General features: G+C 39.5%; 27 protein-coding genes and 1 pseudogene. 20 read left to right on the plus strand and 8 right to left on the minus strand.

Features of this window, described 5'->3' with window-relative positions; genetic code table 11:
- Window positions 1-494: 494 nt before the first annotated feature.
- From J8L73_RS18285 to hslR, 4 genes are all read right to left on the minus strand, one after another.
- Entirely contained in the window at window positions 495-1,601 is a 1,107-nt protein-coding gene (locus J8L73_RS18285; RefSeq protein WP_211019218.1) for a PepSY-associated TM helix domain-containing protein, read from the minus strand.
- Between the two features lie 158 nt (window positions 1,602-1,759).
- Window positions 1,760-3,298, minus strand: coding sequence for a phosphoenolpyruvate carboxykinase (locus J8L73_RS18290; RefSeq protein WP_211019220.1), 1,539 nt, complete (start codon window positions 3,296-3,298; stop codon window positions 1,760-1,762).
- A gap of 270 nt (window positions 3,299-3,568) precedes the next feature.
- Entirely contained in the window at window positions 3,569-4,414 is an 846-nt protein-coding gene (gene hslO / locus J8L73_RS18295; RefSeq protein WP_211019222.1) for an Hsp33 family molecular chaperone HslO, read from the minus strand.
- 12 nt (window positions 4,415-4,426) lie between these two features.
- Window positions 4,427-4,849, minus strand: coding sequence for a ribosome-associated heat shock protein Hsp15 (gene hslR, locus J8L73_RS18300; protein ID WP_211001713.1), 423 nt, complete (start codon window positions 4,847-4,849; stop codon window positions 4,427-4,429).
- 210 nt (window positions 4,850-5,059) lie between these two features.
- Between hslR and gspC the strand changes: the two genes are divergently transcribed.
- The 13 genes from gspC to J8L73_RS18365 all read left to right on the plus strand — a co-directional run bounded on the left by gspC (window position 5,060) and on the right by J8L73_RS18365 (window position 17,080).
- The gene (gene gspC / locus J8L73_RS18305) at window positions 5,060-5,998 is read left to right on the plus strand and encodes a type II secretion system protein GspC (RefSeq protein WP_211019224.1); all 939 of its coding nucleotides are present in this window, start codon (window positions 5,060-5,062) and stop codon (window positions 5,996-5,998) included.
- A gap of 23 nt (window positions 5,999-6,021) precedes the next feature.
- Complete coding sequence (gene gspD / locus J8L73_RS18310) at window positions 6,022-8,094, plus strand: type II secretion system secretin GspD (protein WP_211001715.1); 2,073 nt, start codon at window positions 6,022-6,024, stop codon at window positions 8,092-8,094.
- A complete protein-coding gene (gene gspE, locus J8L73_RS18315; protein ID WP_247659712.1) occupies window positions 8,087-9,655 on the plus strand; it encodes a type II secretion system ATPase GspE in 1,569 nt (522 codons plus the stop codon). Before gspD ends, gspE begins: the two co-directional genes overlap by 8 nt.
- 2 nt (window positions 9,656-9,657) lie before the next feature.
- Complete coding sequence (gene gspF / locus J8L73_RS18320) at window positions 9,658-10,893, plus strand: type II secretion system inner membrane protein GspF (RefSeq protein WP_138683107.1); 1,236 nt, start codon at window positions 9,658-9,660, stop codon at window positions 10,891-10,893.
- A gap of 72 nt (window positions 10,894-10,965) precedes the next feature.
- Window positions 10,966-11,388, plus strand: coding sequence for a type II secretion system major pseudopilin GspG (gene gspG, locus J8L73_RS18325; protein ID WP_211001717.1), 423 nt, complete (start codon window positions 10,966-10,968; stop codon window positions 11,386-11,388).
- A gap of 49 nt (window positions 11,389-11,437) precedes the next feature.
- Window positions 11,438-12,025 carry a prepilin-type N-terminal cleavage/methylation domain-containing protein gene (locus tag J8L73_RS18330; RefSeq protein ID WP_211019226.1) on the plus strand — a complete coding sequence of 196 codons (588 nt, stop codon included), beginning with the start codon at window positions 11,438-11,440 and terminating at the stop codon, window positions 12,023-12,025.
- Entirely contained in the window at window positions 12,025-12,399 is a 375-nt protein-coding gene (gspI, locus tag J8L73_RS18335) for a type II secretion system minor pseudopilin GspI (RefSeq protein WP_138683104.1), read from the plus strand. Before J8L73_RS18330 ends, gspI begins: the two co-directional genes overlap by 1 nt.
- Complete coding sequence (gene gspJ / locus J8L73_RS18340; protein WP_211019227.1) at window positions 12,400-13,050, plus strand: type II secretion system minor pseudopilin GspJ; 651 nt, start codon at window positions 12,400-12,402, stop codon at window positions 13,048-13,050. It abuts the gene before it with no gap.
- A complete protein-coding gene (gene gspK, locus J8L73_RS18345) occupies window positions 13,043-14,032 on the plus strand; it encodes a type II secretion system minor pseudopilin GspK (RefSeq protein WP_211019229.1) in 990 nt (329 codons plus the stop codon). The genes gspJ and gspK overlap by 8 nt, the downstream gene beginning before the upstream one ends.
- Window positions 14,029-15,237 carry a type II secretion system protein GspL gene (gene gspL, locus J8L73_RS18350; protein WP_211019231.1) on the plus strand — a complete coding sequence of 403 codons (1,209 nt, stop codon included), beginning with the start codon at window positions 14,029-14,031 and terminating at the stop codon, window positions 15,235-15,237. The genes gspK and gspL overlap by 4 nt, the downstream gene beginning before the upstream one ends.
- A complete protein-coding gene (locus tag J8L73_RS18355; RefSeq protein ID WP_211001722.1) occupies window positions 15,234-15,707 on the plus strand; it encodes a type II secretion system protein M in 474 nt (157 codons plus the stop codon). The genes gspL and J8L73_RS18355 overlap by 4 nt, the downstream gene beginning before the upstream one ends.
- A gap of 3 nt (window positions 15,708-15,710) precedes the next feature.
- Window positions 15,711-16,469: a type II secretion system protein N gene (locus J8L73_RS18360; RefSeq protein WP_211019233.1), complete on the plus strand. Its 759-nt coding sequence runs from the start codon at window positions 15,711-15,713 to the stop codon at window positions 16,467-16,469.
- 23 nt (window positions 16,470-16,492) lie between these two features.
- Complete coding sequence (locus J8L73_RS18365; RefSeq protein ID WP_211001724.1) at window positions 16,493-17,080, plus strand: UPF0149 family protein; 588 nt, start codon at window positions 16,493-16,495, stop codon at window positions 17,078-17,080.
- Between the two features lie 26 nt (window positions 17,081-17,106).
- Here the strand turns inward: J8L73_RS18365 and J8L73_RS18370 are convergent, their stop codons facing one another.
- The gene (locus tag J8L73_RS18370) at window positions 17,107-17,313 is read right to left on the minus strand and encodes a hypothetical protein (protein WP_211001725.1); all 207 of its coding nucleotides are present in this window, start codon (window positions 17,311-17,313) and stop codon (window positions 17,107-17,109) included.
- Window positions 17,313-17,672: a hypothetical protein gene (locus tag J8L73_RS18375; protein ID WP_211019235.1), complete on the minus strand. Its 360-nt coding sequence runs from the start codon at window positions 17,670-17,672 to the stop codon at window positions 17,313-17,315. Before J8L73_RS18375 ends, J8L73_RS18370 begins: the two co-directional genes overlap by 1 nt.
- A 287-nt stretch (window positions 17,673-17,959) precedes the next feature.
- Here J8L73_RS18375 and ccoG point away from each other — a divergent pair, with 287 nt between their 5' ends.
- The 5 genes and pseudogenes from ccoG (at window position 17,960) to J8L73_RS18400 (ending at window position 22,274) form a co-directional block, all read left to right on the plus strand.
- Window positions 17,960-19,390: a cytochrome c oxidase accessory protein CcoG gene (ccoG, locus tag J8L73_RS18380; RefSeq protein WP_211019237.1), complete on the plus strand. Its 1,431-nt coding sequence runs from the start codon at window positions 17,960-17,962 to the stop codon at window positions 19,388-19,390.
- Window positions 19,391-19,473: 83 nt separating this feature from the next.
- Window positions 19,474-20,448 (plus strand): serine/threonine protein kinase, encoded by a 975-nt coding sequence (locus J8L73_RS18385; protein ID WP_211001728.1) that lies wholly within the window; start codon window positions 19,474-19,476, stop codon window positions 20,446-20,448.
- Between the two features lie 34 nt (window positions 20,449-20,482).
- A complete protein-coding gene (locus tag J8L73_RS18390) occupies window positions 20,483-21,106 on the plus strand; it encodes a thiol:disulfide interchange protein DsbA/DsbL (RefSeq protein ID WP_211019239.1) in 624 nt (207 codons plus the stop codon).
- Window positions 21,107-21,124: 18 nt separating this feature from the next.
- Complete coding sequence (locus J8L73_RS18395; RefSeq protein WP_211001730.1) at window positions 21,125-21,763, plus strand: thiol:disulfide interchange protein DsbA/DsbL; 639 nt, start codon at window positions 21,125-21,127, stop codon at window positions 21,761-21,763.
- A 59-nt stretch (window positions 21,764-21,822) separates the two neighbouring features.
- Window positions 21,823-22,274, plus strand: a pseudogene (locus J8L73_RS18400) (DUF523 domain-containing protein).
- Between the two features lie 10 nt (window positions 22,275-22,284).
- On the opposite strand, the gene trmA reads toward J8L73_RS18400, so the two are convergent.
- Window positions 22,285-23,382 (minus strand): tRNA (uridine(54)-C5)-methyltransferase TrmA, encoded by a 1,098-nt coding sequence (gene trmA, locus J8L73_RS18405; protein ID WP_104641816.1) that lies wholly within the window; start codon window positions 23,380-23,382, stop codon window positions 22,285-22,287.
- Window positions 23,383-23,544: 162 nt separating this feature from the next.
- Here trmA and J8L73_RS18410 point away from each other — a divergent pair, with 162 nt between their 5' ends.
- Together J8L73_RS18410 and murI are read left to right on the plus strand one after the other, a co-directional pair.
- A complete protein-coding gene (locus J8L73_RS18410; RefSeq protein ID WP_211019241.1) occupies window positions 23,545-24,684 on the plus strand; it encodes a DUF5610 domain-containing protein in 1,140 nt (379 codons plus the stop codon).
- Between the two features lie 65 nt (window positions 24,685-24,749).
- Entirely contained in the window at window positions 24,750-25,550 is an 801-nt protein-coding gene (gene murI / locus J8L73_RS18415; RefSeq protein ID WP_211019243.1) for a glutamate racemase, read from the plus strand.
- Here murI and J8L73_RS18420 read toward each other — a convergent pair.
- Window positions 25,513-25,992, minus strand: a complete 480-nt coding sequence (locus J8L73_RS18420) for an RNA-binding protein (protein ID WP_211001733.1) — start codon at window positions 25,990-25,992, stop codon at window positions 25,513-25,515. The two genes, murI and J8L73_RS18420, sit on opposite strands and share 38 nt — an antisense overlap.
- Window positions 25,993-26,336: the final 344 nt, after the last annotated feature.

The raw sequence follows: 26,336 nt of genomic DNA on the forward strand, positions 1-26,336 counted from the left end.
AGGGCATGTTGAGCTCAATAGTCAAACAAAACAGCTCGAAGGCGAGCCCCACACAAGGCCGCCCCGACACAACGATAGTGTAGCATTTGCTATGTGGCCCCTACCGCTATGGGCACTACGACATTCTACTGCGTAGCGCACCGGCTTCAAATAAGAGAAACCCGATACAGTACTATGATGGGGTTTACTATCTAGTGCTGTAAATACTAGAAACCATGGCGAACTCAGTCATGGCCGCCCCTATGCACTTTTATCATAGATAATGTGGCATTAGCTATTCCTAACACGATATTAAGAAGCGTTAAATTACAATTAGAAAATCATCGCCTATCGCCAACAATGGTGAATTAAAGCGACATCTTAGCTTGTTTTTATAAAAGCGCTCAGAGTGCTATTAAGGCCACTTAAGCTTATATTGCTTGATTAGACATATATAAGCTTTAATTACTGGCTGTAACTATTTGTAAGTATGATCCTATAAATTTATAATTGAATTAATAGTTATTAATTCTTCTTGTTTTGAGTAGCCATCTATATAGACCAAGGTAAAAAAGTAAGGTGGTCGCTATACCTGATAATACCCATAAAACTCTAAGGGAATGACCGCCAATAGTCCCATCATGGAGAGGGTGTAGCCAGTTTTTGAGTTTTGTCGCTGGACTTTTATTATCAACATTAAATATGCTTATGATCTCAGCAGAGTTTGCATTTATTTCTACATAACTGTGGGGAAAGCGATGAGATGGGTCATTAGTTGTTTGTAATCTAAATCGATATACAGCGTTACTAGATGAAGGTGTTTCAATCCAAGCAAGCCTTGCGCTAGGCATAGCTTTTTGCGCTAATTCAATTGCATCGGATAACAATATATAGTTTTTTGGTTTTATTACTGCTGTAGTAGGCTTTTCAACTTTACCTAATAATGCTGTGATTATCGGGTCGGTTTGATTTGGTATCGCTAGCATAATGCCAGTAATGGTTAAAACGAGCAGAGGTAGCATAAAGCATAACCCTATTAACTTATGCCAATCATATAATAGCCCAAGCTTAGTGCTACGGGCTTTGAATTTTAACGATCTAACCCAGTAGCCTCTTTTTGGCCACCATGCCCACAATCCAAACAAAATAAGAATGAGAGTTCCTATTCCTATATAGCCTACAATTACTGTCCCAGTACTGCCTGTAAGTAATGAAAAGTGCAGGTTATATACCCAGGTTACAAAGTAACTTCCCCAAAAATCCTCACGAATGATCTGTGTACCTATAGGGTTAAGCCAGACCATTAATGGAGCAAACGCTTGGCCTTTTGTCTCAATTGGTTTGTAGTATCGTGCAGGTATTACAGAACCTGTAGCTGTATTTTCTAATCGCCAGGAGCCTAGTCTGTCTGGGTACTTATATTTTAAAGTCGCGTAGGCTTCATCCCAGTTAATAGTATTACTATTCTGTACGCTTAATTTATTTAATTGTCCGTCAAGCTCTGGATAATAAACGAGTATAGAGCCTGACAAGGCGATTACTGTTAATAACCCGCCTATGGATATACCTAAATATAGATGTACCCGCCTAGCTATTTTTCGCCACGACAAGCTAAATATCATAAAACAACACCATATATGTACATGCTTAGAATAATTTAAATATTTGGTTATTTTATCGTGTTTTATGTGCATGAAATGCGACATTATGTCGCAGTTTTTGATTGTATTAAAAAAAAACGCCAGCACTAGGCTGGCGTTTTTAAAGGCTTTAAGGCTAATTATGCTTTAGGGCCTGCATTTTTTATATCATCTGATACATCGTATTTAGCGAAATTTTCAGTGAAGTCAGCTGCTAGTTTAGCTGCATATTCGTTATACTTTGCTTTATCTTCCCATGTATTAATTGGGTTAAGTAAGTTTGTATCAACACCTGGTACAGCTACTGGCACGTCTAGATTTAAAACATCAATATGCTGAGTTTCAACATCTGCTAACTTTCCAGATACGATTGCATCGACTACCGCTCGTGTAGTTGGAATATCAAAGCGCTTGCCTGTTCCGTAAGGACCACCTGTCCACCCTGTATTTACAAGGTACACTTTTGCGCCAAATTCACGAACTCGCTTCATAAGAAGCTCTGCGTATACACCTGCTGGGCGTGGGAAGAATGGTGCACCAAAACATGTAGAAAATGTTGATTCTATGTCGCTTGTTGAGCCGATTTCAGTTGAGCCAACTTTTGCTGTATATCCACTTAAAAAGTGAAAAGCTGCTGCTTCTTCTGTTAATACAGATACAGGAGGCAACACGCCGCTTACGTCACAGGTTAAGAATACGACAGCTTTTGGTTCGCCAGCACGGTTTTCTACTTTACGTTTTTCTACGTGTTCAAGCGGGTAAGCTGCGCGACTATTTTGCGTTAAGCTCGTATCGTTAAAATCTGGTGTGCGTGATTCATCTAATACTACGTTTTCTAAAATAGTACCAAATCGAATAGCATCCCAAATTACTGGTTCATTTTTTTGTGAGAGGTCGATACATTTTGCGTAGCAGCCACCTTCAATATTAAACACGCTACCTGGAGCCCAGCCGTGCTCGTCGTCACCAATTAAAAATCGCGTTGGATCTGCAGAAAGTGTTGTTTTACCTGTACCCGATAAACCGAAGAATAATGCTGTATCGCCAGCTTCGCCTACATTAGCCGAGCAGTGCATAGGTAATACACCTTTAGCTGGTAGTAGGAAGTTTTGAACGGAAAACATCGATTTTTTCATTTCACCGGCGTAGCGCATACCTGCTAATAAAACTTTTCGCTGCGCAAAGTTAATAATAACGGTACCGTCGCTATTTGTACCATCACGCTCTGGATCACAAATGAATGATGGTACGTTCATTACTTGCCATTGTGGTAAGTTAGAAGCGTTATAGTTTTTTGGTTCGATAAACATGTTTTTGGCAAAAATATGGTGCCACGCTGTTTCTGTAGTAACAACTACAGGTAGATAGTGTTCAGGGTCTGCGCCAACTTCTAGGTGAGAGGTGAAGTGGTCATTACTTTGAACATGTGCTTCTACGCGAGCCCATAGAGTGTCAAATTTGTCTGCATCAAATGGACGGTTTACGTTGCCCCATTGTATGTCATCTTGAGTAGATGCTTCTTGTACAATAAAACGATCTTTTGGTGAACGACCAGTTCGTTTTCCTGTAATTGCAACAAAAGCACCATTTGCGGCTAAAGTACCTTCGCCACGGCGGATCGCATGCTCGACAAGTTCAGCTGCGGTTAAATCGACAAAACGTGTAGCGCCTGTAGTCATGTTTATACCTAACTATAATGTGTGAGAGTTTGAACGGGATAGCTCTGGGGTTATCAGTGCCCTTAAGCTGAAATGATAGTAACAGAAGGTTTTGAGATATTCGAGCCCGTAAAGCCCCTAAAAACACATATATTTGCTAAAAAACATGATTAATTTCAATGATACCGGTGTCAGTAAATGAACAAAATTCATGACACCGGTATCATCTTTTTATAATACAAAACCGCATATTTTGCGGTCTTATAATGAGATTTTGGATGAAACGTTTAATTAGTTAAAAATATTTTTTACGTCTTGCTCGTTAAAAATATATTCTTTTAAACAGTAGTGGCAGCTTATGTTAACAGAACCATTTTTAGCAACATCATCAAGTAGTGCCTGTTGCCCTACATTAACAAGAGCCGTAATTGTTTTTTCTCTACTGCAGCCACATTTGAACGTAATTGCTTGAGGTTCAAATACACGAGGGTTATCTTCATGGTATAGGCGCGTTAGTACTGTATTGGCGTCAAGTTTTAATAATTCTTCATCTTTAATAGTGCTACTTAGTGCTTCTAAATGTGCAAAGTCATCAATCGACTTTTGTTTATCTACTGGCAGTACCTGCAAAAATAAACCACACGCTTTAGCGTTACCTTCGCTAGTATCTGTTGCAAACCAAAGACGCGTTTTAAGTTGCTCTGATTGTTCAAAATAGCTTTCAATACACTCACTTAATGTATCATGCTCAAGAGGAACAATGCCCTGGTAACGTTCACCCTTAGTTGGCGTGATGGTAATGACCATATAGCCTTTACCAATAAGCTCTTTTACTGATGAGCCTGTTACTTCACTTTGCATGCGAGCTATTCCACGCATGTTTTGTTTATCGTCACCATTAATAACTGCGTATTTAACGGGACCATCACCTTGTAGTTGAACGGCTATCTCACCTTCAAACTTTAAGGTCGCTGTTAATAAGCACGTTGCAACGAGTAACTCACCTAATAAGGCCTTAACAGGCTGAGGATAATTATGATTGGCAATCATTTCGTTGTAGGCGTTTTCGATTTGCACGAGTTCGCCACGAACATCGAGGTCGTCAAATAAATAACGGTGAAGTAGATCTTGTTGCATGAGCGGCTATACCTAACTTGATTTCATTTTTAAAAGTTCGCGCCTTTGCTTTTTATCCGGCTTTCTATCCGGATGTGGCGCAAAGAAGCTATTATTTTTGCGAGCGATGGCGTTTTCTTCGCGTTTAGCAATACTTGCATCAGATTCTTGATACATGGTCTGTGCAATGGGGGCGCTTTGGCGCTTTTCAAGCACAGAGAGGATAGTAATAAGCTTTTCATCTACGCCTTGAGCTAGTTTTATTACTGCTCCAACCTCGACTATTTTACTGGCCTTGGTACGTTGGCCATTATAATGTACTTTGCCGCCTTGTACCATGTCGCGAGCTATTGCACGTGTTTTATAAAATCGAGCGGCCCATAACCATTTATCTAATCGAACTTTTAGCGCATCGGTGTGGTCTGAACCCGTATTCGCGTTACTTTTTTTACTCATAAGGTATTTTCCCTCGTTTTTATAACTTAAAATTTATCATGAAATCATCGTAGGATGAAGGTATTACACCACCCGTTTGTTTTTTATACAGCCATGTAAACTAAACTTATTCTGTTTACAAAGTTTAATATTAGTGTGCTTGTTGAATGAAAAATGAAAAGGTACTATGGGCACGCGCTAACGCAGTAAATTAAAATAAGAACACTATTTATGGAACAGCAAATCCAACAACTAAAACAATTTTTAACTCGTTTACCGCATGCTAAGTTGAGCGCATTGGTAACACTGTTAGTTGTTGTTTATCTTGCATTTTTATTGTCTAAATTAGTTTGGCTTTTATGGCCTAGGCCACCGGTATCTCTGTTAACGCCTACTCACAGTGTTAATCAATCATCGGGTACAAGCAACCGCTCAGCTCAGCATATTGTTGAGCAATTTTTGTTTGGTAAAAAAACTGTAACAAACAATAATGCTGCGAAACAATCGCAAGTGATCAATGATGCACCTGAAACTCGCTTAAGTATAAACCTGACCGGTATTGTGGCTGTGAGTAACGATGATAAAGCAGGTGTTGCTATTATAGAGTCACAGGGTAAGCAAGTAAGCTACCTTGTGGAAGAGGTTGTACTTGGGACTCGTGCAAAAGTAGCGCAAATATTACCTGATCGCGTCATTCTCAGTGTAAGTGGTCGTTTTGAAACGTTAATGCTAGATGGGCTAGATTTCACCAAAAAGGTTTCTATGCCAGTATTGGCTGCGCGCGATGAAGCTAAAATGGGTCCGCAAAAAATGCAGCAAAGTGAAATTCAAATAAACGCTACAGCTGATCAAGAAGTAAAAGAAGCAATTATAGAAACACGTGAAGAGCTATTAAAAGAGCCAGGTAAATTATTTGATTACATACGTGTTTCGCAAGCAATGAGTGATGGTGAGCTTATTGGGTATCGCTTAAGTCCAGGTAAAGAGCCTGAGCTATTTAAGCAAATGGGATTAAAAAATAACGATTTAGCTATTTCAATTAATGGCTACCAATTAACAGATTTAAAACAGGCCATGTCAGCCATTAATGAGCTGCGTAATAGTACAGATGCCAATATCACAATTGAACGTGATGGCGAACAAATAGATGTGCAATTCAGTCTGCAATAACTTAGCTTTGGAGTTTTAACATAATGGTTCAGGTGCTACACCTCAAAAAAATTAAAAAAGGGTTAGCTAAGTACGCAGCACTTTTTTTGGCGGCAAGTATTTCTTTGTCTGTTTCTGCTGTTGAATACGCTGCAAACTTTAAAGGTACAGATATCAACGAGTTTATAAATATTGTTGGTAAAAACCTAAATAAAACAGTAATCATTGACCCTAATGTGCGTGGCAAAGTAAATGTACGTAGTTACGAGTTAATGGACGAAGCGCTTTACTATCAGTTCTTTTTAAATGTACTAGAAGTTTATGGCTATTCTGCTGTTGAAATGGACAACGGCATTATTAAAGTAGAAAAAAGTTCTGATGCTAAAAAATCAAATGTTCCACTAATTACTGAAAATAGTGAAGCATCTGGCGATATGATGATCACCCGTGTTGTGCGCGTAAAAAATGTAAGCGTGCAAGAGCTAGGGCCATTAGTTCGTCAATTTAGCGATCAAAAAGATGGCGGCCATGTTGCTAACTTTAACGCGGCTAACGTAATGATGCTTACAGGGCATGCAGCGTCGGTAAATCGCTTAGTTGAAATTATTCGTTCAGTGGATCAAGCTGGTGACAAGCGTGTAGACATCGTTAAGCTTAAATATGCGACTGCAGATGATGTGGTTTCTGTGGTCGATAATATTTATAAAGACAGCGGTAAAGGCAGTGTACCTGAATTTTTAATTCCAAAAGTTGTGGCTGATGGCCGAACTAATAGCGTGATTGTGAGTGGTGAAGGGCAAGCTCGTAACCGAGCAATCGAATTGATTAAGCGCCTAGACGGTGAACTTGAAAGCCAAGGTAATACAAAAGTATTTTATTTAAATTACGCAAAAGCCGAAGATTTAGTAAAAGTATTGCAGGGCGTCAGTAAATCACTTGTAGATGACGCACAAGGCGCTACAACTAAAACACGTAGCCGTAACAGTAACGAAAGCAGTATAGAAGCACACCCAGATTCGAACTCTCTAATTATTACCGCTCAGCCAGATACAATGCGTTCACTAGAAAGCGTTATCGAAAGGCTTGATATTCGCCGTGCGCAAGTACTTGTTGAAGCCATTATTGTTGAAGTAATGGAATCGGATGGTGTTAACCTTGGTACGCAGTGGATTTCAGAAGACGGCGGTATGCTGCAGTTTAATAATGGCTCAACAGTCCCTGTTGGCTCGCTAGCCGTTGCGGGTATTCAAGCGCAAGACACCACAACAACTCAAACAATCATCGGTTCAGAAACAGGCACTGCTACAAGCTACGATGAAACAACTGAGGGTGATTACACCGCGCTTGCTTCATTATTAAGCGGTGTTAACGGCTTAGCGTTTGGCTTAGTCAAAAACGATTGGGGTGCAATCATTCAAGCAGTATCGACAGATACTAACTCAAACATACTCGCTACCCCTTCAATTACAACCATGGACAATGAAGAAGCGTCGATGATAGTAGGTCAAGAAGTACCTATTATTACAGGCTCTCAAACGGGTAGTAATAACGATAATCCATTTCAAACAGTTGAACGCCAAGAAGTGGGTGTAAAACTAAAAGTTACGCCACAAATAAATGATGGTTCAGCAGTACAGTTATTAATTGAACAAGAAGTATCCAGTGTAAGTGGTGCAACGGCTGTTGATATTTCTGTTAATAAGCGTGCAATTACTACAACGGTTATGGCCGATGATGGTGGTATGGTTGTATTAGGTGGTTTAATTGATGAAGACGTACAAGAAAGCGTGTCTAAGGTACCAATTTTAGGTGACATTCCAATCTTGGGTCATTTATTTAAATCGACTAATACCACAAAGCGCAAGCGTAATCTTATCGTGTTTATTCGTCCTACCATTATCCGTGATGGCGTTAATATGAATAAGTTAAGCTTTAACAAATATAACTTTATTCGTGGCGAGCAAATTAAAGAAAAAGAAGACGGCATAGAGCTTATGCCTAGTTCAGACTCTCCTGTACTGCCGTCGTGGGATGATGAGCTTATATTGCCACCAACTTACGAAGAACATTTAAAAGCATTGAGTTCTAAAGAACGTGCAGAGCGTGAAGATGACTAGCGCAATAGAAGAAATAAACGAAGATGTGGTACACCGCGTTACAGAACCTGATTCTGACGAATTATTGACAGCTAACGAGTTAGTAGAGCTGCCACCTAAGCGTTTGCCGTTTTCCTATGCTCGCCGGGCTGGTGTGCTACTAAGTAAAAACAATGATCAACCGGTGGTTTATTATCGTGGTGAACTTGATGTAGGTGTTTTATTAGAGGTACGCCGTATTGCTGGAGGTGGTTTTACTTTAGAGCAATTAGCAGATGATAAGTTTGAGCTTTTATTAGAAGCTGCTTATCAGCGAGATAGCTCTGAAACCCAGCAGATGATGGAAGACATTGGTAACGAAGTCGATTTATTTTCACTTGCCGATGAACTCCCACAAACTGAAGATTTACTTGCTGGCGATGACGATGCGCCAATTATTAAGCTTATAAACGCCATGCTTAGTGAAGCAATTAAAGAAGGTGCGTCTGATATTCATATCGAAACCTTTGAGCAAGAGCTAGTAATTCGCTTTAGGGTTGACGGAGTTTTAAAAGAAGTATTAAAACCAAACCGTAAACTTGCTTCGTTACTCGTCTCGCGTATTAAGGTAATGGCTAAGCTTGATATTGCTGAAAAGCGTATTCCTCAAGATGGTCGCATTAGCCTTCGTATTGCTGGGCGTGCAGTAGATGTTCGTGTATCTACCATGCCATCGAGTTTTGGTGAGCGTGTAGTATTGCGTTTACTTGATAAAAACAATGCACGCTTAAATCTAGAAGATTTAGGTATGACGCCGCAAAACCGTGAATTATTTGCCGATTTAATTAGCAAGCCACACGGTATTATTTTGGTAACCGGTCCAACGGGCTCTGGTAAAAGTACCACTTTGTATGCCGGTATGAGCCAAATAAACTCGCGCGATCGCAATATTTTAACGGTTGAAGATCCAATCGAGTACGAAATCCCTGGTATTGGTCAAACACAAGTAAATACAAAAGTAGATATGACATTTGCACGCGGGTTGCGCGCAATATTACGTCAAGATCCCGATGTAGTTATGATTGGTGAAATACGTGACCTTGAAACGGCTCAAATTGGTGTGCAAGCATCGCTTACGGGTCACCTAGTAATGTCTACGTTACATACAAATACAGCCTCAGGTGCAATCACTCGTATGGAAGATATGGGCGTTGAACCCTTTTTACTTTCATCATCGTTACTTGGTGTACTTTCTCAGCGCTTGGTGCGTACCTTATGTAAATCTTGTAAGGAAGGGCACGTAGCTGACGAACGTGAGTGTCAATTACTAGGTGTACCGTTTGACAGTCAACCTACTATTTATCGTGCAGTGGGGTGTGAAGAGTGTAACTTTAATGGTTACAAAGGCCGTACTGGTATTCATGAGCTGTTAGTTGTAGATGAAGCTATACGTGAAATGATCCACAGCGGTAAAGGCGAGCAAAGTGTAGAAAAATACATTCGCCAAAAAAGTCCAAGCATTCGTCAAGATGGCTGTAGCCGTGTACTTGCAGGTAAAACAACACTTGAAGAAGTACTTCGCGTTACCCGCGAGGAAGCCTAGTTATGGCAGCGTTTGAATACCGTGCGCTTGATGGTCGCGGAAAAGAAAAAAAAGGCATCTTAGAGGCCGATACTGCAAAGCAAATACGCCAAGTATTACGAGAGCAAAAGCTAACTCCGCTAGAGGTAGTTCCAGCTGCGCAGAGCGATAAACAAGTTAAAGGCGAAAAAGCGCCATTACTTGGCAGCTTTTTTAAACCGACTATTTCAACGTCAGATCTTGCGCTTATTACTCGTCAATTGGCCACGCTTATTCAATCGGCATTGCCAGTTGAAGGCGCGGTTATGGCTGTTGCTGAACAATGTGAAAAGCCGCGTTTAAAACGTATGCTTATGTCGGTACGTTCAAAGGTGGTAGAAGGTTATACGCTTGCTGATGGTATGAGCGAGTTTCCGCATGTATTTGACGACTTGTATCGTGCGATGGTTGCCGCCGGTGAAAAGTCAGGTCACCTTGATCAGGTACTTAACCGACTTGCCGATTATACTGAGCAGCGCCAACATATGCGTAGCCAAATAACGCAGGCCATGGTTTATCCTACTATTTTGGTAATATTCGCGATTGGTATTGTATCGGTATTGCTTGGTACGGTTGTACCAAAAATACTTAAAACGTTTGAGAAAACCAAACAAGTACTACCATGGACCACCGAGTGGGTAATGGCTGGCAGTCACTTTGTGCAAAATTATTGGTTTATTAGTTTAATCGCGATTACCGCAATTGCTATAGGCATTAAGCATGCACTTAAACAGCCTAAAATACGATTTTGGTGGGATGACAAAGTACTGCACATGCCAGGTATTGGTAAAGTAGCGCGTGGCATTAACACTGCTCGTTTTGCACGTACATTAAGTATTTTGTCGTCAAGTTCTGTACCGCTACTTGAAGGTATGCGTATCTCAGGTGGTGTATTAGTTAACGAAAAAATTAAAAAAGCAGTTGGCGATGCTTCCGACAGAGTAAGCGAAGGGGCAAGCTTAAGAGCGGCTCTTCAACAAACTAAGTTGTTTCCACCAATGATGCTGCATATGATAGCCAGTGGTGAAAAATCAGGTGAGCTTGAGCAAATGCTAGAGCGCGCCGCTAACAACCAAGACCGAGAATTTGAAAGTATGGTTAACGTATCACTTAAATTACTTGAACCCGCAATGATTGCCTCAATGGCCGTTATTGTATTGTTTATAGTAATGGCAATACTGCAACCAATAATGGCAATGAACAAAGCCGTAGGGCTTTAAATAATTTTTATATATTAATGATTTTACCTAAATCATTTTTGCTTAGTGTTTTTAGAATAACGAGGTAATTACGTGAATAAACAATCAGGTTTTTCTTTATTAGAAGTAATGGTGGTACTGGTTATCATCGGGATGATTATGTCAATTGTTGCGCCTAATATTATGGGTCAGCAAGAAGAGGCCGCTATCGATAAGGCGCATTTAGATATTCAACAACTTGAAGATGCGATGAGCTTGTACAAGCTTAAAAATAAAAGCTACCCAAGTACAGAACAAGGTTTAGAAGCGCTAGTTAATAAAACAAGCATTGAGCCAATTCCAAAACGTTTTCCTGATGGCGGCTTTATTAGCGAGTTACCAGAGGATCCTTGGGGTAATACGTACCAGTTAATTAGCCCAGGCGAAATTGGTAAGTTTGATATTTTTTCTATGGGTCCAGATGGCGAAGTTGGCACCGATGATGACATTGGTAACTGGGATGAAGACGAACAATAATGTTTAACTACGCTTTTATGCATAAATACACAACTGCTCGAGGCTTGCTATGCAAGTAAGCCTTAAGCAGCTGAATAAAAAAAGTAGAGGCTTTAGTTTAATCGAAATTTTAGTGGTATTAGTGATCATCGCTTTTGCCACAAAAATGGTGGTATACAGCTTAGAGGGTGGCGCTGAAGATGAGTTAGACACTCAAGCACTTAGGCTGCATACCACCATTAATATGGCATCTGAATTTGCAATTTTAAATCAGGTGGAACTTGGTTTTTTAGTCGAAGAAAACACCCTAGAATACTTAGTCTTTGATGGTCAAAAATGGATAACTTTTGACCGTGAAGAGCTGTTTAAACCCATAGAGCTGGATGAGCGGTTAAAGCTTACTTTAAATTTAGAAGATTTAGCATGGGCGCAAGATAACTTGTTAGAACAAGCTAATTGGCGCGAGCTAATGAGCGGCGGTGATGAAGATAGCTTGTTAGAGCTTAAAAAAGTAAAAATACCCCAAGTGCTTATTTTATCATCGGGTGAGGTCAGTGCATTTCAACTAATACTTGAATTAAAAGAGCAAAGTGAACCTGTTTATTTCATTGAAGGCGAGTTTACTGCACCTGTTAATTTTCGCCGAGAGCCAGAATAATGAAGCTTAATAGAGGCTTTACGCTATTAGAGGTACTGGTGGCGCTTAGCATTTGTGCTATGGCAGGTATAGCTGCTATGCAAGCCACTGGCGAGCATATACATCATTTAACGACGATTGAAGAGCAAACGTACGCATCCTGGGTTGCTGAAAACGTACTTATTGAGCAACGTACCAAAGGTGAGCAGTGGCAAGGTAAAAACAATGCACGAGGTAGTGAAGTAATGGCGGGTGTTGAATGGTTTTGGCAACAAGAGGTAACAGCTACAGCCGACAAAAGCTTTGTCAAAGTAACAATTAATGTATTTACTGATGAAAAGTATGAGAACTCGGCATATGAGCTTTCAACTTATCTCAACAAAGGTAGTAAGTAAGTGAAGCAGCGTGGGTTTACGTTGTTAGAGGTAATGGTTGCACTGGGCATTTTAGCTTTTGTAATTATTGCCACCCATCAAATATTAGATAGCACCACCAAAGCAAAAGAAGCTTCGGATGAAAAAATTGCTGAGTTGAACGGGTTGCAAACTACTTTTAGGTTAATGGATCAAGATTTTAGCCAAATGACCAAACGTGCCGTTCGAAACGAATCGGGCGATGTACAAGAGCAATACTTGCTAGCAGGTCGTTATGTGTTAGAAAGCCAATATGATGGCATCGCATTTGTACGCGACGGCTGGGTTAATCCTATAAACTTATTACCGCGTTCTGAATTACAAGCTGTGGGCTACAGAGTACTAGATGACAACCTTGAACGCGTTTACAGGGTATACGTAGACCAGCTTGATAATATGGAGCCGCGTGTACAGCGAATACTTGAAAATGTAGAAGATCTCAAGTTTGAGTTTTTAGATGATAAAAACGCATGGCAAGAACAATGGGAAATTAAAGCGCTTCCTAAAGCCGTTGCTGTAACACTTCAGCAAATAGAGGCTGAACCTATTCGTCGAGTATTTTTAGTTCCTGGTCAGGGTAAGGTTGTTGCGCCACCAAGTACAACTCAAAGTACGAGTGTGGATAATGGGTAAACAGCAAGCGTCACGTGGCGCAGCACTTGTTATCGTTTTATTTATTGTTGCTTTAGCTGCTATTTTAGCGGTTGAAATGAGTGCTAATTTGATGGTGCAAGTTCAGAAAAGCACTAACCTACAAGGACACCAACAAGCTAAATGGTATGCGTACGGTGCAGAAGAGCTAGCTATAAAAGGGCTCATACAGAGTAAGAAAGATGATGTCGATAAAACATCGCTTGATCAAATTTGGGCAACTCAAGGTAATACTGCGTACCCGGTCGATAATGGTACATTGAGTGGTCAAATTACTGATTTACAAGCTTGCTTAAACTTAAATGCTTTAGCGCAAGCACCTGATATAAGCGGTACTAGTAAAACAAACCCTGCGCATAAAGCGTTATTTGCACTACTTGAAAATATTGAAGATTTACCTGCGGATGAGTCAGAAGAGGCGATGGCCGATAGCGTATTTGATTGGCTTGATGAGGACAGCATTACTTATCGTTCAGGCGCGGAAGAGGATGAGTATTTATCTCGTAAATTTCCGTATATGACTGCAAATAGCTTATTTGCGTCAACATCGGAGCTGCGTTTAGTGAAAGGATTTAACCCATTAGTAATGGAAAAAGTATTACCATATGTATGTGTAATACCAGGCAGCCCCTTATTATTGATTAATGTAAATACACTACAGCCAGAACAAGCTCTTATCTTAAGCGCCATGATTGATGAACTGAGTTTATCTGCTGCTGAAGCTGTTATTGGGGCTCGCCCTGAAACAGGCTTTGATAGTATTGACGAGTTTTTCACTGAGGTGCAGCAACAAGGTGGAGCAAATATAGAATCTGTAAAAGATTTATTTAGTATTAATAGCGAATATTTTAAATTACAAACGCAGGCAAACTTTGTTGAATTGCGTTTTTCGATGACCACATTACTGCACGCTAAAGATGGCGACGTAACGATACTGGCGCGAAAATTTGGAGGCGTACAGTGACAGAAATACTGTTGATCCGCACGGGTCAAACCGAACAAGAATTGCTTAACTGGTTAATATACTCACCACAAGAACAAGAAATAATAGCCAGTGGTGAATTACCCAATGCAAGCCACTTAAATGAGTTAAGTGAAAAAGCTCAAAGCAGAGAAGTTATCGTTTTACTACCTAGTGACCAAGTGCAATTAAAGACAGTTGCCTTACCCACAAAGTGGAACCGTAAACTTGAGCAAGCGTTGCCGTACATGCTTGAAGAAGATATAGCCTGTGATGTAGATGACTTATTTATAGCAGTAGGCGAGCCAACGATGCTTGGCGAGCAACATGCCATACGTGTAGCAATGACCGATCGTGAGTGGTTTGAACAATGGCTTGCGTTATTTGCAGAGCATGATTTATCTGTTTATAAAATATTACCAGATGCACTGTTACTCCCTGCGGGAGATGAAGGTGAGGCCACTGCTATTGAACTTAATAACCAGTGGTTATTTAAACAAGGGCAATGGCATATTAGTGCGGTTGAACCAAGTTGGTTAAGTAATTATTTAACGGCTTTAGGCAATCCAAACATTAAACATTTTAGCCCTGCGAATCATTTTCCTGAAAGTGTTAACCTACACGCACAAACCAATGAATACGACTTGCCTTTAGCTTTATTTGCAAAGCAATTAGATAGCGTTAAATTTAATTTGCGCCAAGGCCTTTATCAGCTTAAAAAGAAAAGTTCATTGTGGTGGGGATACTGGAAAGGCGCAGCAATTATTGCAGGCGTTGCGCTAGTCTCTACGGTTGCAATTAAAGCAATAGAGCTGCACCAACTCAACTCGGAACTAGAGATAGCTAAAGCGCAAGTGGTTGATAGATATAAAAAAGCGTTTCCTGGCGTAAAAGTTCGCCCTAACTTAATTAAAAGCCAAATAAAAGGCGCACTTGATAGAGTGCAAGGTTCAAGTGAAGCTGGCTTTTTAGACTTAACCGCAAATTTGGTTGATGTGTTTTCTCAGGTGAGCGAATTTACCCCAGAAACTCTGCGCTACGATAAGCGTCGAAATGAGCTGCGTATTCGCGCTAGAGCAAAAGACTTTCAAACATTTGGCAAAGTTAAAACCATACTCGAAAAACAAGGTTTAACCGTTGAGCAAGGCTCTTTAAATAACGACGGTGATTATGTTGTGGGCGAAATTAAACTGCGAGGTGCGGTATGAAAAAGCAGTTAATGCAATATTGGCGCTCACTAAAAGAGCAAGAGCAGCAATTAGTTATGGTCGCTGGTGGCGTATTTATTATTTTTGTTTTAGTTATGGGTATATTTAGACCATTAAATAACGCAATAGAAAAAGCGCAACAGTCACAAATAAAACAACAAGCGCTTCTTGTTTGGGTTGACGAGAGCATAGTAAAGCTAAAAGCGGCGGGCAATACTAGCGTAGCGAGCAATACAAACTTAAGCCAAGTTGTTAACTCTACACGTGGTCGTTATCAAATAGATATTAGTAAAATGCAGCCTAGTACGGGGTCACTTCGTTTAACGCTCGACTCTGTAGAGTTTAATCAACTAATCGAATGGTTAGACGAACTTGTAAATCAGCATGGTTTAAAAATTGAAAATTTAGATTTAAGCCGTGACGACAAATCGGGTTATGTACGTGTAAGCCGCTTGGTATTAGAGAATTAATTAATGAAAAAAATAATAATGTTATCGGCTGTATTTTTAGTCAGTTTTATTGTGTTTTGTATTATTAAATTACCGGCGGTCATAGCGCTTGATATAGCAAAGCCTTACTTGCCTAAACAGTTAGAAATTGGCCAAACTGTTGGTACTGTGTGGGAAGGGCAAATGATGCAAGTACGCTTTGAAGGCGAGCAACTAAATAATGTACGGTGGGATATAGCAGGCTGGCAATTATTTACTGGTAAGTTAAACGCAAATATTAAATTTGGTAATGCGCGTGAACGTAGTGATATTTCAGGATATGCCGACATAAGTTATGGGTTATTTAATAACAAAGTAAAAGTAACCGATGGTTTAGTTCGCTCAACGGTTGAGCGTGCGATGGGTAGAATACAGCTACCATTGCCAGTAACAGCTAAAGGTCGCGTAATATTAGAACTTGAAGAATATAGCTCGGGTGCCCCTTATTGCGAATCGTTAAAGGGTGAAATAGCGAGTCCAAATATTGATGTACAAGGGTTAAATGGCTGGTTCAATATAGGCCCTCTTGGAGGCAAGTTAAGCTGTAAGTCGGGTGATGTAGCTATATTAATTGACCCAGATAATACGTTAGGCCTTGAAGCAGATGCTACACTTAAAGCTAATTTTGATTTTAGTGTCGCCGGTTATGTAAAACCAGATGCCAGCTTACCAAAAGATGTACATGATGCGGTTAAGTTTTTAGGCCGACCAGATAACCAAGGTCGCTACCCGCTCAATTTTTAATTGATTTAATATAAAGAGTTTTAATGCAAATACCCCAATTTACTGAGTTGCATGCAAAGCAGCTCAGCACGTTTTTAAACACTCAGCCTCAAGCTATGACCCTTGAGCAAAGCGAAGGTTATTTATTTGGCGTTATTTGTTCGCCCAGCCCACTTGATGTACACGAATGGCTTGCACAAATACTACCAAACACAGCTAACGACCTAGACGAAGAGATGCTGTTTTTATTCATGGCGCTTTATCATAAAATTAGTGAGCAAGTGTTTGAAACTGGATACAAGTTACCAGTAGAGTTTAACCTTGAGTTTTGTAAGCCTTGGAGCGAAGGTTTTTTAGTGGCGACAAAAGCGTATGCTGAGCCTCTTTTAAATGCCCCAGAGTTAGATACCGAGTTTAAACAAGCGCTAGAAAGCGCACTTAGTACGCTTAGCTTTTTTGCACTTGATCAGCAAGCAGTAACGCAAATTGCCCAGCAAAATAATATGACCTCAGACGCCCTGTGCCAATATCAGTATGAATCTATGGGTGATTTTGCATTAGGTTTTGCAGAGCTTATAGAAGTGGTTGCTATTAATAGTGGTTTAATCACAGATGATAGTTGGGACGAGTAATTCGCTTAACTTTTTAGGCGCTTAATCTAAGCGCCTAGTTCTAAAGCTATATCAGTGCAGCCTTTCTTACACTTTACTAAGCCTTTACCAGATTCGCTGGTGGCTAGATCAAGCGTTAAAACTCCATTACATTTTTCACACTTAAGCGTTTTACCCTGTGCTAATTGCTTGAGCATATTGCGTTGTTTATAAAACGAGTCGCTGGCTTTCTTATTCAAATTAGAAAAATCCATTACTTAGCTCGCTTTTGCTCTAAAGCTTCAGAAACTATTTTACACACAGTGTTTAAACGCTCATCGTAAAAATACAAGTTAAGATCGCGCTCACGACAGTAACGCAAATGAAAAAGCTGTACTGAATCATCAGTAGTAAATGTTTTTTCTATGTATTCGTGCTCAGATTCAGAAAGCTTTAATTGAGCAGCTATTCTATTTTTAGCCATGTTTGCTGCAGGGCTTCTGTTTATTTTGCTGGCATCACTTAAAAAGCCAATGCCTTCTCCTAATAACTTTTCACGGGGTTCTTTTATTAAAGGGTGGTCAATAGTGAAAAAGGCAAGGATCAGCACTACCAATATAATAAATTTTTTCATGGATACGTAAACCTTGATCTAAATAGGGTTAAATTACCATGCAGTGTAATAAACTGCATTTTAAAAGCAAGTAACTGAGATGAATAAATTATTAGCAATCTAAGTCAGTAATTTTAGCCAATATTGTTATAATAGCTAACAGCAGTCAGATATTTCTGAAATATCTGAAACTATTCAAGAGGCTACTTATTCACCTAAATATGCCAAGCATGTAACGTGCACGCTTTAGTTATAGAGTACTTGAGTATTGCTGAATTTTTATTTCCAAGCGGCGTTGAGGAACTTCGATGGACAAGCAAATTAAAGTAAAAAATATACCTGCAGAGGTAAAAATCCAAAAGCCGGATTTAAGCCGAGATGATGACAGGTTTAATCCCCGAAATCGTATATATGTGCGTGCTGTAAAAGGCCTTCATCAGTTACTCAGGCAACGTATTGGTTTTTTAGGTATGCTCGCTTTTATGGCATTACCCTGGATCAATTTTAACGGGCAACAAGCTGTATTGTTTGATTTGATAGGCCAAAAATATAATATTTTTGGTTTAACACTATGGCCTCAAGATTTTACTATTCTTGCGTTTATATTTATGTTGGCAGCATTTGCGCTATTTTTGGTTACCACTTTTTATGGCCGAGTGTGGTGTGGTTATACTTGTCCACAAACCGTGTGGACCTTTATTTTTATTTGGTTTGAAGAAAAGTTTGAAGGAACGGCAAATCAGCGTAAAAAACTCGATCGACGGCCAATGGATTTTGACAAATTTTGGCGAAAAACAGCCAAGCACTCCAGCTGGGTATTGTTTTCTTTGTATACCGCTATTTCGTTTGTAGGCTACTTTACACCCATTAGAGAACTGCTCCCTGATTTTGTCACCTTTAGCGTCGGTGGTTATGCATTAATAAGTATTATTTTCTTTGCTGCATGTACTTATGCTAACGCTGGCTGGATGCGTGAAATTATGTGTTTACATATTTGTCCTTATTCACGCTTTCAATCAGCTATGTTTGATAAAGATACCTACACCGTAACGTATGATGAGAAAAGGGGTGAAAGCCGTGGCCCACGTTCGCGTAAAGTTGCCCACGAAGACCTAGAAATGGGCGACTGCATTGACTGTAATTTGTGTGTTCAAGTATGTCCAACAGGTATAGATATTCGTAATGGCTTACAAGCTGAATGTATTAACTGTGGTGCGTGTATTGATGCTTGTGACGGTGTGATGGATAAAATGGACTATCCGCGAGGGCTTATTTCGTATACGACAGAGCGAAACCTAGAAACACCAGAAAATAAAACGAATCCACTGCGAGCTAAAATCATTGGTTATACGGTCATGCTTGTTGTGCTTACGGGTGCGCTTGTCGCAAATATAGCACTGCGTAAGACCATGGACTTTGATATTATCCGTGATAGGAACCAATTATACCGTGTCGACTTTGATGGTTTGGTAGAAAACACTTATACGTTAAAAGTGATTAACAAAGCGCAATATGAGCAAACCTTTAACATTAAGGTGCAAGGACTTGATAACTTTAAATACATAGGTAAGCGATCATTTACTGTGCAAGCTGGTCAGTCTCATAATGTACCGCTTTCACTTGTCATGGACCCATATGATTTAAAAGCGCCGATGACTGAGTTTAACTTTGTACTTTCGCCAGTCAGTGAACCTGACGAAACGATATCGCAGCCAAGTAACTTTTTCAAAGCACGGTGATATCGGCTTACCCAAGGGGTAGGAAGTTATAGCAATTAACAAAAGCGGGTGAATAACCCGCTTTTATTTTATATAAGAAGAGTATGAGTAAATTTAGCTTTATTGACCTAACACCCGACCTAATACTCGATGCTATAGAAAGTGTAGGCATTTATGCTGAATCGGGTTTATTAGCACTGAACAGTTACGAAAACAGAGTTTATCAATTTAAGGCTGAAGATGGCCTGCGTTACGTAGTAAAGTTTTATCGCCCAGAACGCTGGAGCAAAGAGCAAATTCAAGAAGAACATGATTTTGCATTTGAGTTAGCAGAGGCAGAAGTACCAGTCGTTGCACCGGTTAAATATAATGGGCAAAGCTTGTTTGAACACCAAGGCTATTTGTTTGTGTTATTTCCAAGTGTAGGTGGTCGTTTATTCGAAGTGGATAATTTAGATCAGCTCGACGTAATGGGGCGATTAATTGGCCGCATGCATCAAGTTGCTAAAACTAAACCGTTTGCGCACAGACCAACACTTACCTGTGAAGAATACTTACATACAGCCAAAGTTCATCTTCAAAAAAGTAACTTGGTGCCAATGGGAATAAGCACTGCTTTCTATACTATTTTAGATTTAGTAATAGAGCAGGCACAAACGCAGTATAAAGATGCGCACAGTATTCGCTTACATGGGGATTGCCATGCAGGTAACATATTGTGGGCAGGTGATGCGTTAATGTTTGTTGATTTAGACGATAGCCGTCAAGGTCCTGCAATTCAAGATTTATGGATGATGCTCAGTGGCGATAGGGCTACGCAACTGTTACAGTTAGACACCCTTGTAAATGCGTATGAAGAGTTTTGTGATTTTGACCACACTCAACTCAAATTGATTGAACCACTGCGTGCGATGCGTATTATTCATTACATGGGATGGGTAGCTAAACGATGGAGCGATCCTGCTTTTGTACGGAACTTTTCGTGGTTTGCAGATGACAAATACTGGGAGCAACAAATTTTAGCGCTAAAAGAGCAACTTGCAGCACTGCAAGAAGCACCGCTTAAGTTATTGCCATAATATTTTATTTAAAGATAAGTACAACGAGATACCAATGCTTAAAAAATTGAAACTGAGTTTATTACTTTTATGTTTACCATTTGCAGCACTTGCTGCACAGTTTGAAGCCGATAACCAATATACAGTTATTGATATAGATAAAAGCGCAGAGCCACAGGTAACTGAGTTTTTCTCATTTTACTGTCCACATTGTTTCAAGTTTGAACCCGTTGCTAAAGCAATTGAAAAAAATCTACCAGAAGGCACTGAGTTTATTAAAAATCACGTAAACTTTTTGGGTGGCGTTTCGCCACAAGCACAAAGCAATTTGAGCTATGCCTACTTAATTGGTAAAAAACATGGACTGGCGCAAAGCATTAGCGATCAAATATTTAAAAGCATTCATGTTCAACGCGCACCATTAACTGAAATGAAAGATGTTAAAAAGCTGCTTGAAGTTAACGGTATTGATAGCGCGACATTCGATCAAGACATTGCAAGCATGCCAATTATTGCCGCTGAACGTGCAATGCAAGACAAACAAAATAAATATTCAAAAATTGGCGCACTTACAGGTGTGCCTACTTTTATAGTTAACGATAAATATAAAATAAATATTAACACCATCAAAAATCAACAAGAACTTGATGAGTTAGTTGCTTTTTTACTAACACTTTAATCTCGGAGAATAATAATAATGATCAAATTAGTTAAAGCGGGTTTACTTGCTGTACTACTGCCAATGGCAGCAACTAGTTTTGCAGCAACGTATGAAGAAGGCGTGCATTACGACGTGGTATCTGAGCGTGCAACTAAAAAACCAGAGGTTAAAGAGTTTTTCTCATTTTACTGCCCTGCATGTAATAACATGGAAGCATTAATTGGTGAGTTTAAACCTAAGCTTGATAAAAACGTTAAGTTTAAAAAGAGTCATGTGGATTTTGTGGGTGTTCGTGACCCAGAAAACCAACAAATGATGAGCCAAGCACTCGCGACAGCAGAAGTACTTCCACAAAAAGATAAAATTATCTCTGCTATTTTTAATCACATTCATACCAAGCGTGCTAAGTTTAATGAGCTTGCTGATGTAAAAGATATATTTGTAGCGCAAGGTGTAGATGGCGATAAGTTTGATAAACTTTTTAAAAGCTTCTCAGTACGTACTTTAAGTTCAAAAATGAAGCGCGACCAAGATTACTTTAAAGAAAAAGGCGCCCTACGTGGCGTACCTACATTTATTGTAAATGGTAAGTACAAATTGAACCTTGGCCGAGAGTCGGGTGTTACTGACCCAGAAGACATTGGTAAATTAATTAATTACCTAGCAAACAAGTAAGTTTTGCTAAAACTAAAAAAGCTCCTCAGGGAGCTTTTTTGCTTTATAAGGATGTAGCAATGGAAAAAATATTAGTATCGAGTTGTTTGCTAGGGCAGCCTGTTCGTTATGATGGAAAAGGACAAACATTACAGCATCCACAATTACGGGTATGGCAAAGTAATAAGAAAATAATATCCTTTTGTCCTGAAGTTGTTGGTGGCCTATCTACTCCTAGAGCTCCTGCTGAAATAATACAGGGGAGAGTAATTACTAATTCAGGAGAGGATGTAACAGAGCAATTTCAAACTGGGGCTAATATAGCGCTAGAAGTGTGTAAAAAAATAAAGTTCGTTTTGCTCTACTTAAAGAATCGAGCCCTTCTTGCGGACGAAATACAATATATGATGGAAAGCATCGCGGAGTAAAAATCGAAGGTCTAGGTTTAACTGCAGCATTATTAATGAAGAATGGGATTCAAGTGTTTAGTGAAGAACAAATACCAGCACTTATAAAAGTACTGGCACTTTAACTTTGGTTGGTTATTTACGCTGTAAGAAAACACCTGACTCAATGTGATGCGTATAAGGGAACTGGTCAAATATCGCAAAGCGCTTAACATTATGCGTACGAGTCAAGTGATCAAGATCACGCTCAAGGGTTTCTGGATTACAAGATATATAAATTATGTTTTCGTAATTAGCCACTAAATCACACGTTAACTCATCCATGCCTGCGCGCGGTGGATCAACTAATATGGTTTGGCAGTCGTAGCTTTTTAAATCTATGCCCTCTAAACGAGAGAAAGTACGCTCACCATTCATTGCTTGAGTAAACTCTTCGCTCGACATACGTATAATATCGAGATTATCTACATTGTTTTTGGCAATGTTATACTGAGCAGAGTGAACAGACGATTTAGATATTTCAGTTGCTAGTACTTTATTAAAAGAACCCGCCAGTGCAATAGAAAAGTTACCGTTACCGCAATAAAGCTCTAATAAATCATTTTTAAGTGGTTTACATAAGTCTTGTGCCCATTCAAGCATATTAATATTTACTTTAGCATTTGGCTGAGTAAAGCTGTTTTCAACTTGTTGGTAAATAAGCTCTTGGCCGTTAACAGTTAAACGCTCAGTAACAAAGTCATCACCAAGTACTTCTTTTTGTTTGCGGGCACGGCCAATAAAATCAATTTTGTACTTGCTGCTTAGTTTTTCTTTAAGTGCTTTTATTTCAGTTAGCCACTGCTCATCTAGTGGTTTGTGATAAAGCAGGCTCACTAAAATTTCACCGCTTAGGGTTGATAGGTAATCTATTTGAAATAGCTTGCGGCGTAAAATCTCACATGGTTTAAGATTTTCAATCATCACCTGCATGATTTCACCTACAAGAGGGGCCGCAGGATCAAATGTATCTACGCGAATTTTTTCTTTTGTTTGTTGATCAAACATAATATGGAACAGATCGTCGCCATCGTGCCATACTCTAAACTCTGCGCGTTGACGGTAGTTAGTTGGCTCTGAGCTAAATACTTCTAGCTGCTCCACACCAAAACGTCGAAACTGTGCACTTATACGCTGCTCTTTTTCACTTAATTGCGCTTGGTACTGTGTGGTATCTATTTTAATAACTGCCATTAACGCTACTACCTTATCTAAGATCTGTTTATCGGCGTTATTGTAGGGTGCGCTGTGTATTTGTCTAGTTTTGGTTAGAGTTAATGGTGTTTTTTTACTCGCTTAACTTTAGTTTTATTTGCGCTGGCCGATAAGGAGCTACGCAAGCATAGGAGACAGTTTATGAAAATAGGTAACTATAACTTTACACCAAACAGTAATGTCAATAAATTCAATAATAAGGCTGATATTCAGCAGCCTACAATTGAGTCTCCTCAAGATAGCTATCAACAACGAGGCAGAGAGCTTGCTGCAAAAGTACTCGGCGATAAAATGGCTGAGCAGCTAGGCTTACCCGTTCAAGAAAAAAAAGCAGAGAAATCACTATTTGATTTTGATGAAATAGTAAAAAATGTACTCGACTTTGTGAGTGGCGCCGTTAATAAGGCAAAAGCAAACGGCGCTGACGATGACAAGCTTAAGAATATGCTTGGCGAAGCGCGCAAAGGAGTACAAATGGGTATTGATGATGCCGTTGACGAGCTTAAAGGCACTGGAATTTTTAATGACGACATGGAAGAAGGTATTAAAAAATCACAAGAGGGTATATACGACGGTATAGATACATTAGAGGAGTCGTTATTTAACCCTCAACCTGCCAGTGTAAGTATAAGTCAAGGCCAATATGTAAGTATGAGCAGTGATGCTCAGTACAAGTTTACAACTGCCGAAGGTGATGAAGTAAGCATAAGCTTTGCCGATGCATACGAGTCCCAATCAGCTAGCGGTTATAGCAGAACCAATGATAGCGAATCATATGTAAGTTCGTCATCGCAATCTCGGCAGGTATCTTTTTCAATGTCGGTTAATGGTGAATTAAACGAACAAGAGCAAGATGCAATTAATGCGATGATGGAAGACTTACAAAATGTAAGCTCAACATTTTTTGGTGGTGATTTAGATAAAGCATTTGAACAAGCGCAAGAGTTAAGTTTAGGTAGTGAACAGCTGGTGGCTTTTTCTATGGATTTACGTCAAACAAAAACGGTTGCAACAGTTAAGAGCTACGAAGAGTATAAGCCTGCTCCAGAAAAAGAAATCGCTGATACATTAGCTCCTTTTAACGATGATCTAAGAAATGCTTTTGAAAAAGCAGGTGAGTTAGGCTTACAAAACCAACTTGCTGGGATCTTACAATGGTTAAACCAAGATCAACAAGAAATCGATAAGCTAGTTGATTACACTAAATCGATGTTCGAAAATTTAAATCAGTTAAACACAGCGGCAGATGATCTCGCTGATTTAGAAACTCAGCAAAGTTAAACTACTTTCTTTTATAAATACCTCATGGCAAACTGCCGTTCTTAACGTTTAGTGGGAACAGTTGTTTGTCAGCGCATATAATGGTTTTTGATTCAGGTATTGGTGGCACCACTGTACTTGAGCATATAAAGCAAAGCATTCCTGATGCTCAGTACAGTTATTTTATGGATAACGCACTACTTCCCTACGGAGCGCAGTCCCAGCAGACAATCATTAATCGCTTATATTCATTAATCCATTTTATTAATAGCAACAAGTTGAGTGTTGATTTAATTGTTATAGCGTGTAATACGGCTTCAACGTCGGCACTGAGTGCTGTACGTAAAATTACCTCTATTCCTATTGTGGGTGTAGTACCGGCAATAAAGCCTGCAGCAGAGCTTACTCATACTAATCACATAGCGCTATTGGCAACGCCTGCTACAGTCACAAGCCCCTATACAAAAACTTTAATTACTGAACACGCACGTAATGTAACGGTTAACTTATATAGCAGCGTTAAGTTGGTTGCTTTAGCTGAGCAGTATTTTTACACACAAACTTTAGACACGATCAAACTCCATCAAGAGCTTGATAGCCTAAAAGTAGATAAAAATACTGACGTGCTTGTATTAGGCTGTACGCACTTCCCTATATTAGCCAACCCTATTAGGGAATGCTTTAAAGGAGATGTGCAGTTATTAGATTCGGGTCAAGCTATAGCAAATAGAGTTCACTTCCTACTAGCTCAATCAAACCTTCTGGCAAATAAACCTTCAGACATAAAAAAGCCGCTGCATTACTATGCAACGGCTGATATTAATAGTGATAAGCTAGCAATAAAGCTAGTTACACTGATTGATCCGTCTCAGTACGAAGAGCACTAGAATCATCTTCTTGTTTTTGCTTTGCTTCGCGTACTTTTAAAGTACGTTGCTGAAACTCACTGTCGTTAAGCTTAGCAATTGCATTATCTGCATCTGCTTGCGCCATTTCAACAAAGCCAAAGCCGCGACGCTTGCCAGTATTTTTATCCTTTAATAGGCGTACGTTAAACACTTTACCTTGTTCTTCAAACAAAGCACGAACCACACCTTCGTTTGCACGATAAGGTAGGTTGCCAACATAAAGTGTTTTCGTTTTAACTTCGGTTTCTTCAACACCTTCAGGTGACATTGCAGCAATAGCAATTGCACCTATTAATAAACCAGCACCAAATAGTAGTGCAGGGCTTAAAGCTAAGCTGCCTAAAGCAAACTCAACAATAACAAAACCAACTACAGCAAGAATAACAGAGAAGATAAAAGATTTTTGATCGGGTAATTTCATTTTAGATCTACCAATAAACAGGAAATAAACATTAATTTAACATTGTGAGCTTGCTATCTTAACGTCTTAATTGAACATAGCAATGATATTTGTATTAAATAATAAAGAAGAGTGTAAAAAAGCATCAGCTTATGGCTGTTTTAATGAGGTTTTACCGTGTTTTGCTGTATTTTTGTTCGAACAGTAAAAAGATCTAAAAAAAGGGTTGATCTGTTTTCGGATCTCCCTATAATGCGACCCCACTGAGACGGGAAACGCCAACGCATAGCAAGGCAGCAGCGGCTCAGAGAGTTAAATAAAACTTCAGTTTTGAAACTTCTGAAAAGAAAGTTTAAAACAAAGTG

The organism is Pseudoalteromonas sp. MMG006, assembly GCF_018101025.1.
GTDB lineage: Bacteria > Pseudomonadota > Gammaproteobacteria > Enterobacterales > Alteromonadaceae > Pseudoalteromonas.

Excerpts from the sequence above, each read along its gene's own strand:
- J8L73_RS18330 (WP_211019226.1), top strand. The coding sequence starts at position 11,438 with ATGCAAGTAAGCCTTAAGCAGCTGAATAAAAAAAGTAGAGGCTTTAGT.
- gspC (WP_211019224.1), top strand. The coding sequence starts at position 5,060 with ATGGAACAGCAAATCCAACAACTAAAACAATTTTTAACTCGTTTACCG.
- J8L73_RS18365 (WP_211001724.1), top strand. The coding sequence starts at position 16,493 with ATGCAAATACCCCAATTTACTGAGTTGCATGCAAAGCAGCTCAGCACG.
- gspF (WP_138683107.1), top strand. The coding sequence starts at position 9,658 with ATGGCAGCGTTTGAATACCGTGCGCTTGATGGTCGCGGAAAAGAAAAA.
- gspD (WP_211001715.1), top strand. The coding sequence starts at position 6,022 with ATGGTTCAGGTGCTACACCTCAAAAAAATTAAAAAAGGGTTAGCTAAG.
- J8L73_RS18390 (WP_211019239.1), top strand. The coding sequence starts at position 20,483 with ATGCTTAAAAAATTGAAACTGAGTTTATTACTTTTATGTTTACCATTT.
- J8L73_RS18285 (WP_211019218.1), bottom strand. The coding sequence starts at position 1,601 with ATGATATTTAGCTTGTCGTGGCGAAAAATAGCTAGGCGGGTACATCTA.
- J8L73_RS18375 (WP_211019235.1), bottom strand. The coding sequence starts at position 17,672 with ATGAAAAAATTTATTATATTGGTAGTGCTGATCCTTGCCTTTTTCACT.
- J8L73_RS18420 (WP_211001733.1), bottom strand. The coding sequence starts at position 25,992 with ATGAAATTACCCGATCAAAAATCTTTTATCTTCTCTGTTATTCTTGCT.
- J8L73_RS18355 (WP_211001722.1), top strand. The coding sequence starts at position 15,234 with ATGAAAAAGCAGTTAATGCAATATTGGCGCTCACTAAAAGAGCAAGAG.
- J8L73_RS18385 (WP_211001728.1), top strand. The coding sequence starts at position 19,474 with ATGAGTAAATTTAGCTTTATTGACCTAACACCCGACCTAATACTCGAT.
- J8L73_RS18370 (WP_211001725.1), bottom strand. The coding sequence starts at position 17,313 with ATGGATTTTTCTAATTTGAATAAGAAAGCCAGCGACTCGTTTTATAAA.
- J8L73_RS18395 (WP_211001730.1), top strand. The coding sequence starts at position 21,125 with ATGATCAAATTAGTTAAAGCGGGTTTACTTGCTGTACTACTGCCAATG.
- J8L73_RS18290 (WP_211019220.1), bottom strand. The coding sequence starts at position 3,298 with ATGACTACAGGCGCTACACGTTTTGTCGATTTAACCGCAGCTGAACTT.
- gspI (WP_138683104.1), top strand. The coding sequence starts at position 12,025 with ATGAAGCTTAATAGAGGCTTTACGCTATTAGAGGTACTGGTGGCGCTT.
- trmA (WP_104641816.1), bottom strand. The coding sequence starts at position 23,382 with ATGGCAGTTATTAAAATAGATACCACACAGTACCAAGCGCAATTAAGT.
- gspK (WP_211019229.1), top strand. The coding sequence starts at position 13,043 with ATGGGTAAACAGCAAGCGTCACGTGGCGCAGCACTTGTTATCGTTTTA.
- ccoG (WP_211019237.1), top strand. The coding sequence starts at position 17,960 with ATGGACAAGCAAATTAAAGTAAAAAATATACCTGCAGAGGTAAAAATC.
- hslO (WP_211019222.1), bottom strand. The coding sequence starts at position 4,414 with ATGCAACAAGATCTACTTCACCGTTATTTATTTGACGACCTCGATGTT.
- hslR (WP_211001713.1), bottom strand. The coding sequence starts at position 4,849 with ATGAGTAAAAAAAGTAACGCGAATACGGGTTCAGACCACACCGATGCG.
- gspE (WP_247659712.1), top strand. The coding sequence starts at position 8,087 with ATGACTAGCGCAATAGAAGAAATAAACGAAGATGTGGTACACCGCGTT.
- J8L73_RS18410 (WP_211019241.1), top strand. The coding sequence starts at position 23,545 with ATGAAAATAGGTAACTATAACTTTACACCAAACAGTAATGTCAATAAA.
- J8L73_RS18360 (WP_211019233.1), top strand. The coding sequence starts at position 15,711 with ATGAAAAAAATAATAATGTTATCGGCTGTATTTTTAGTCAGTTTTATT.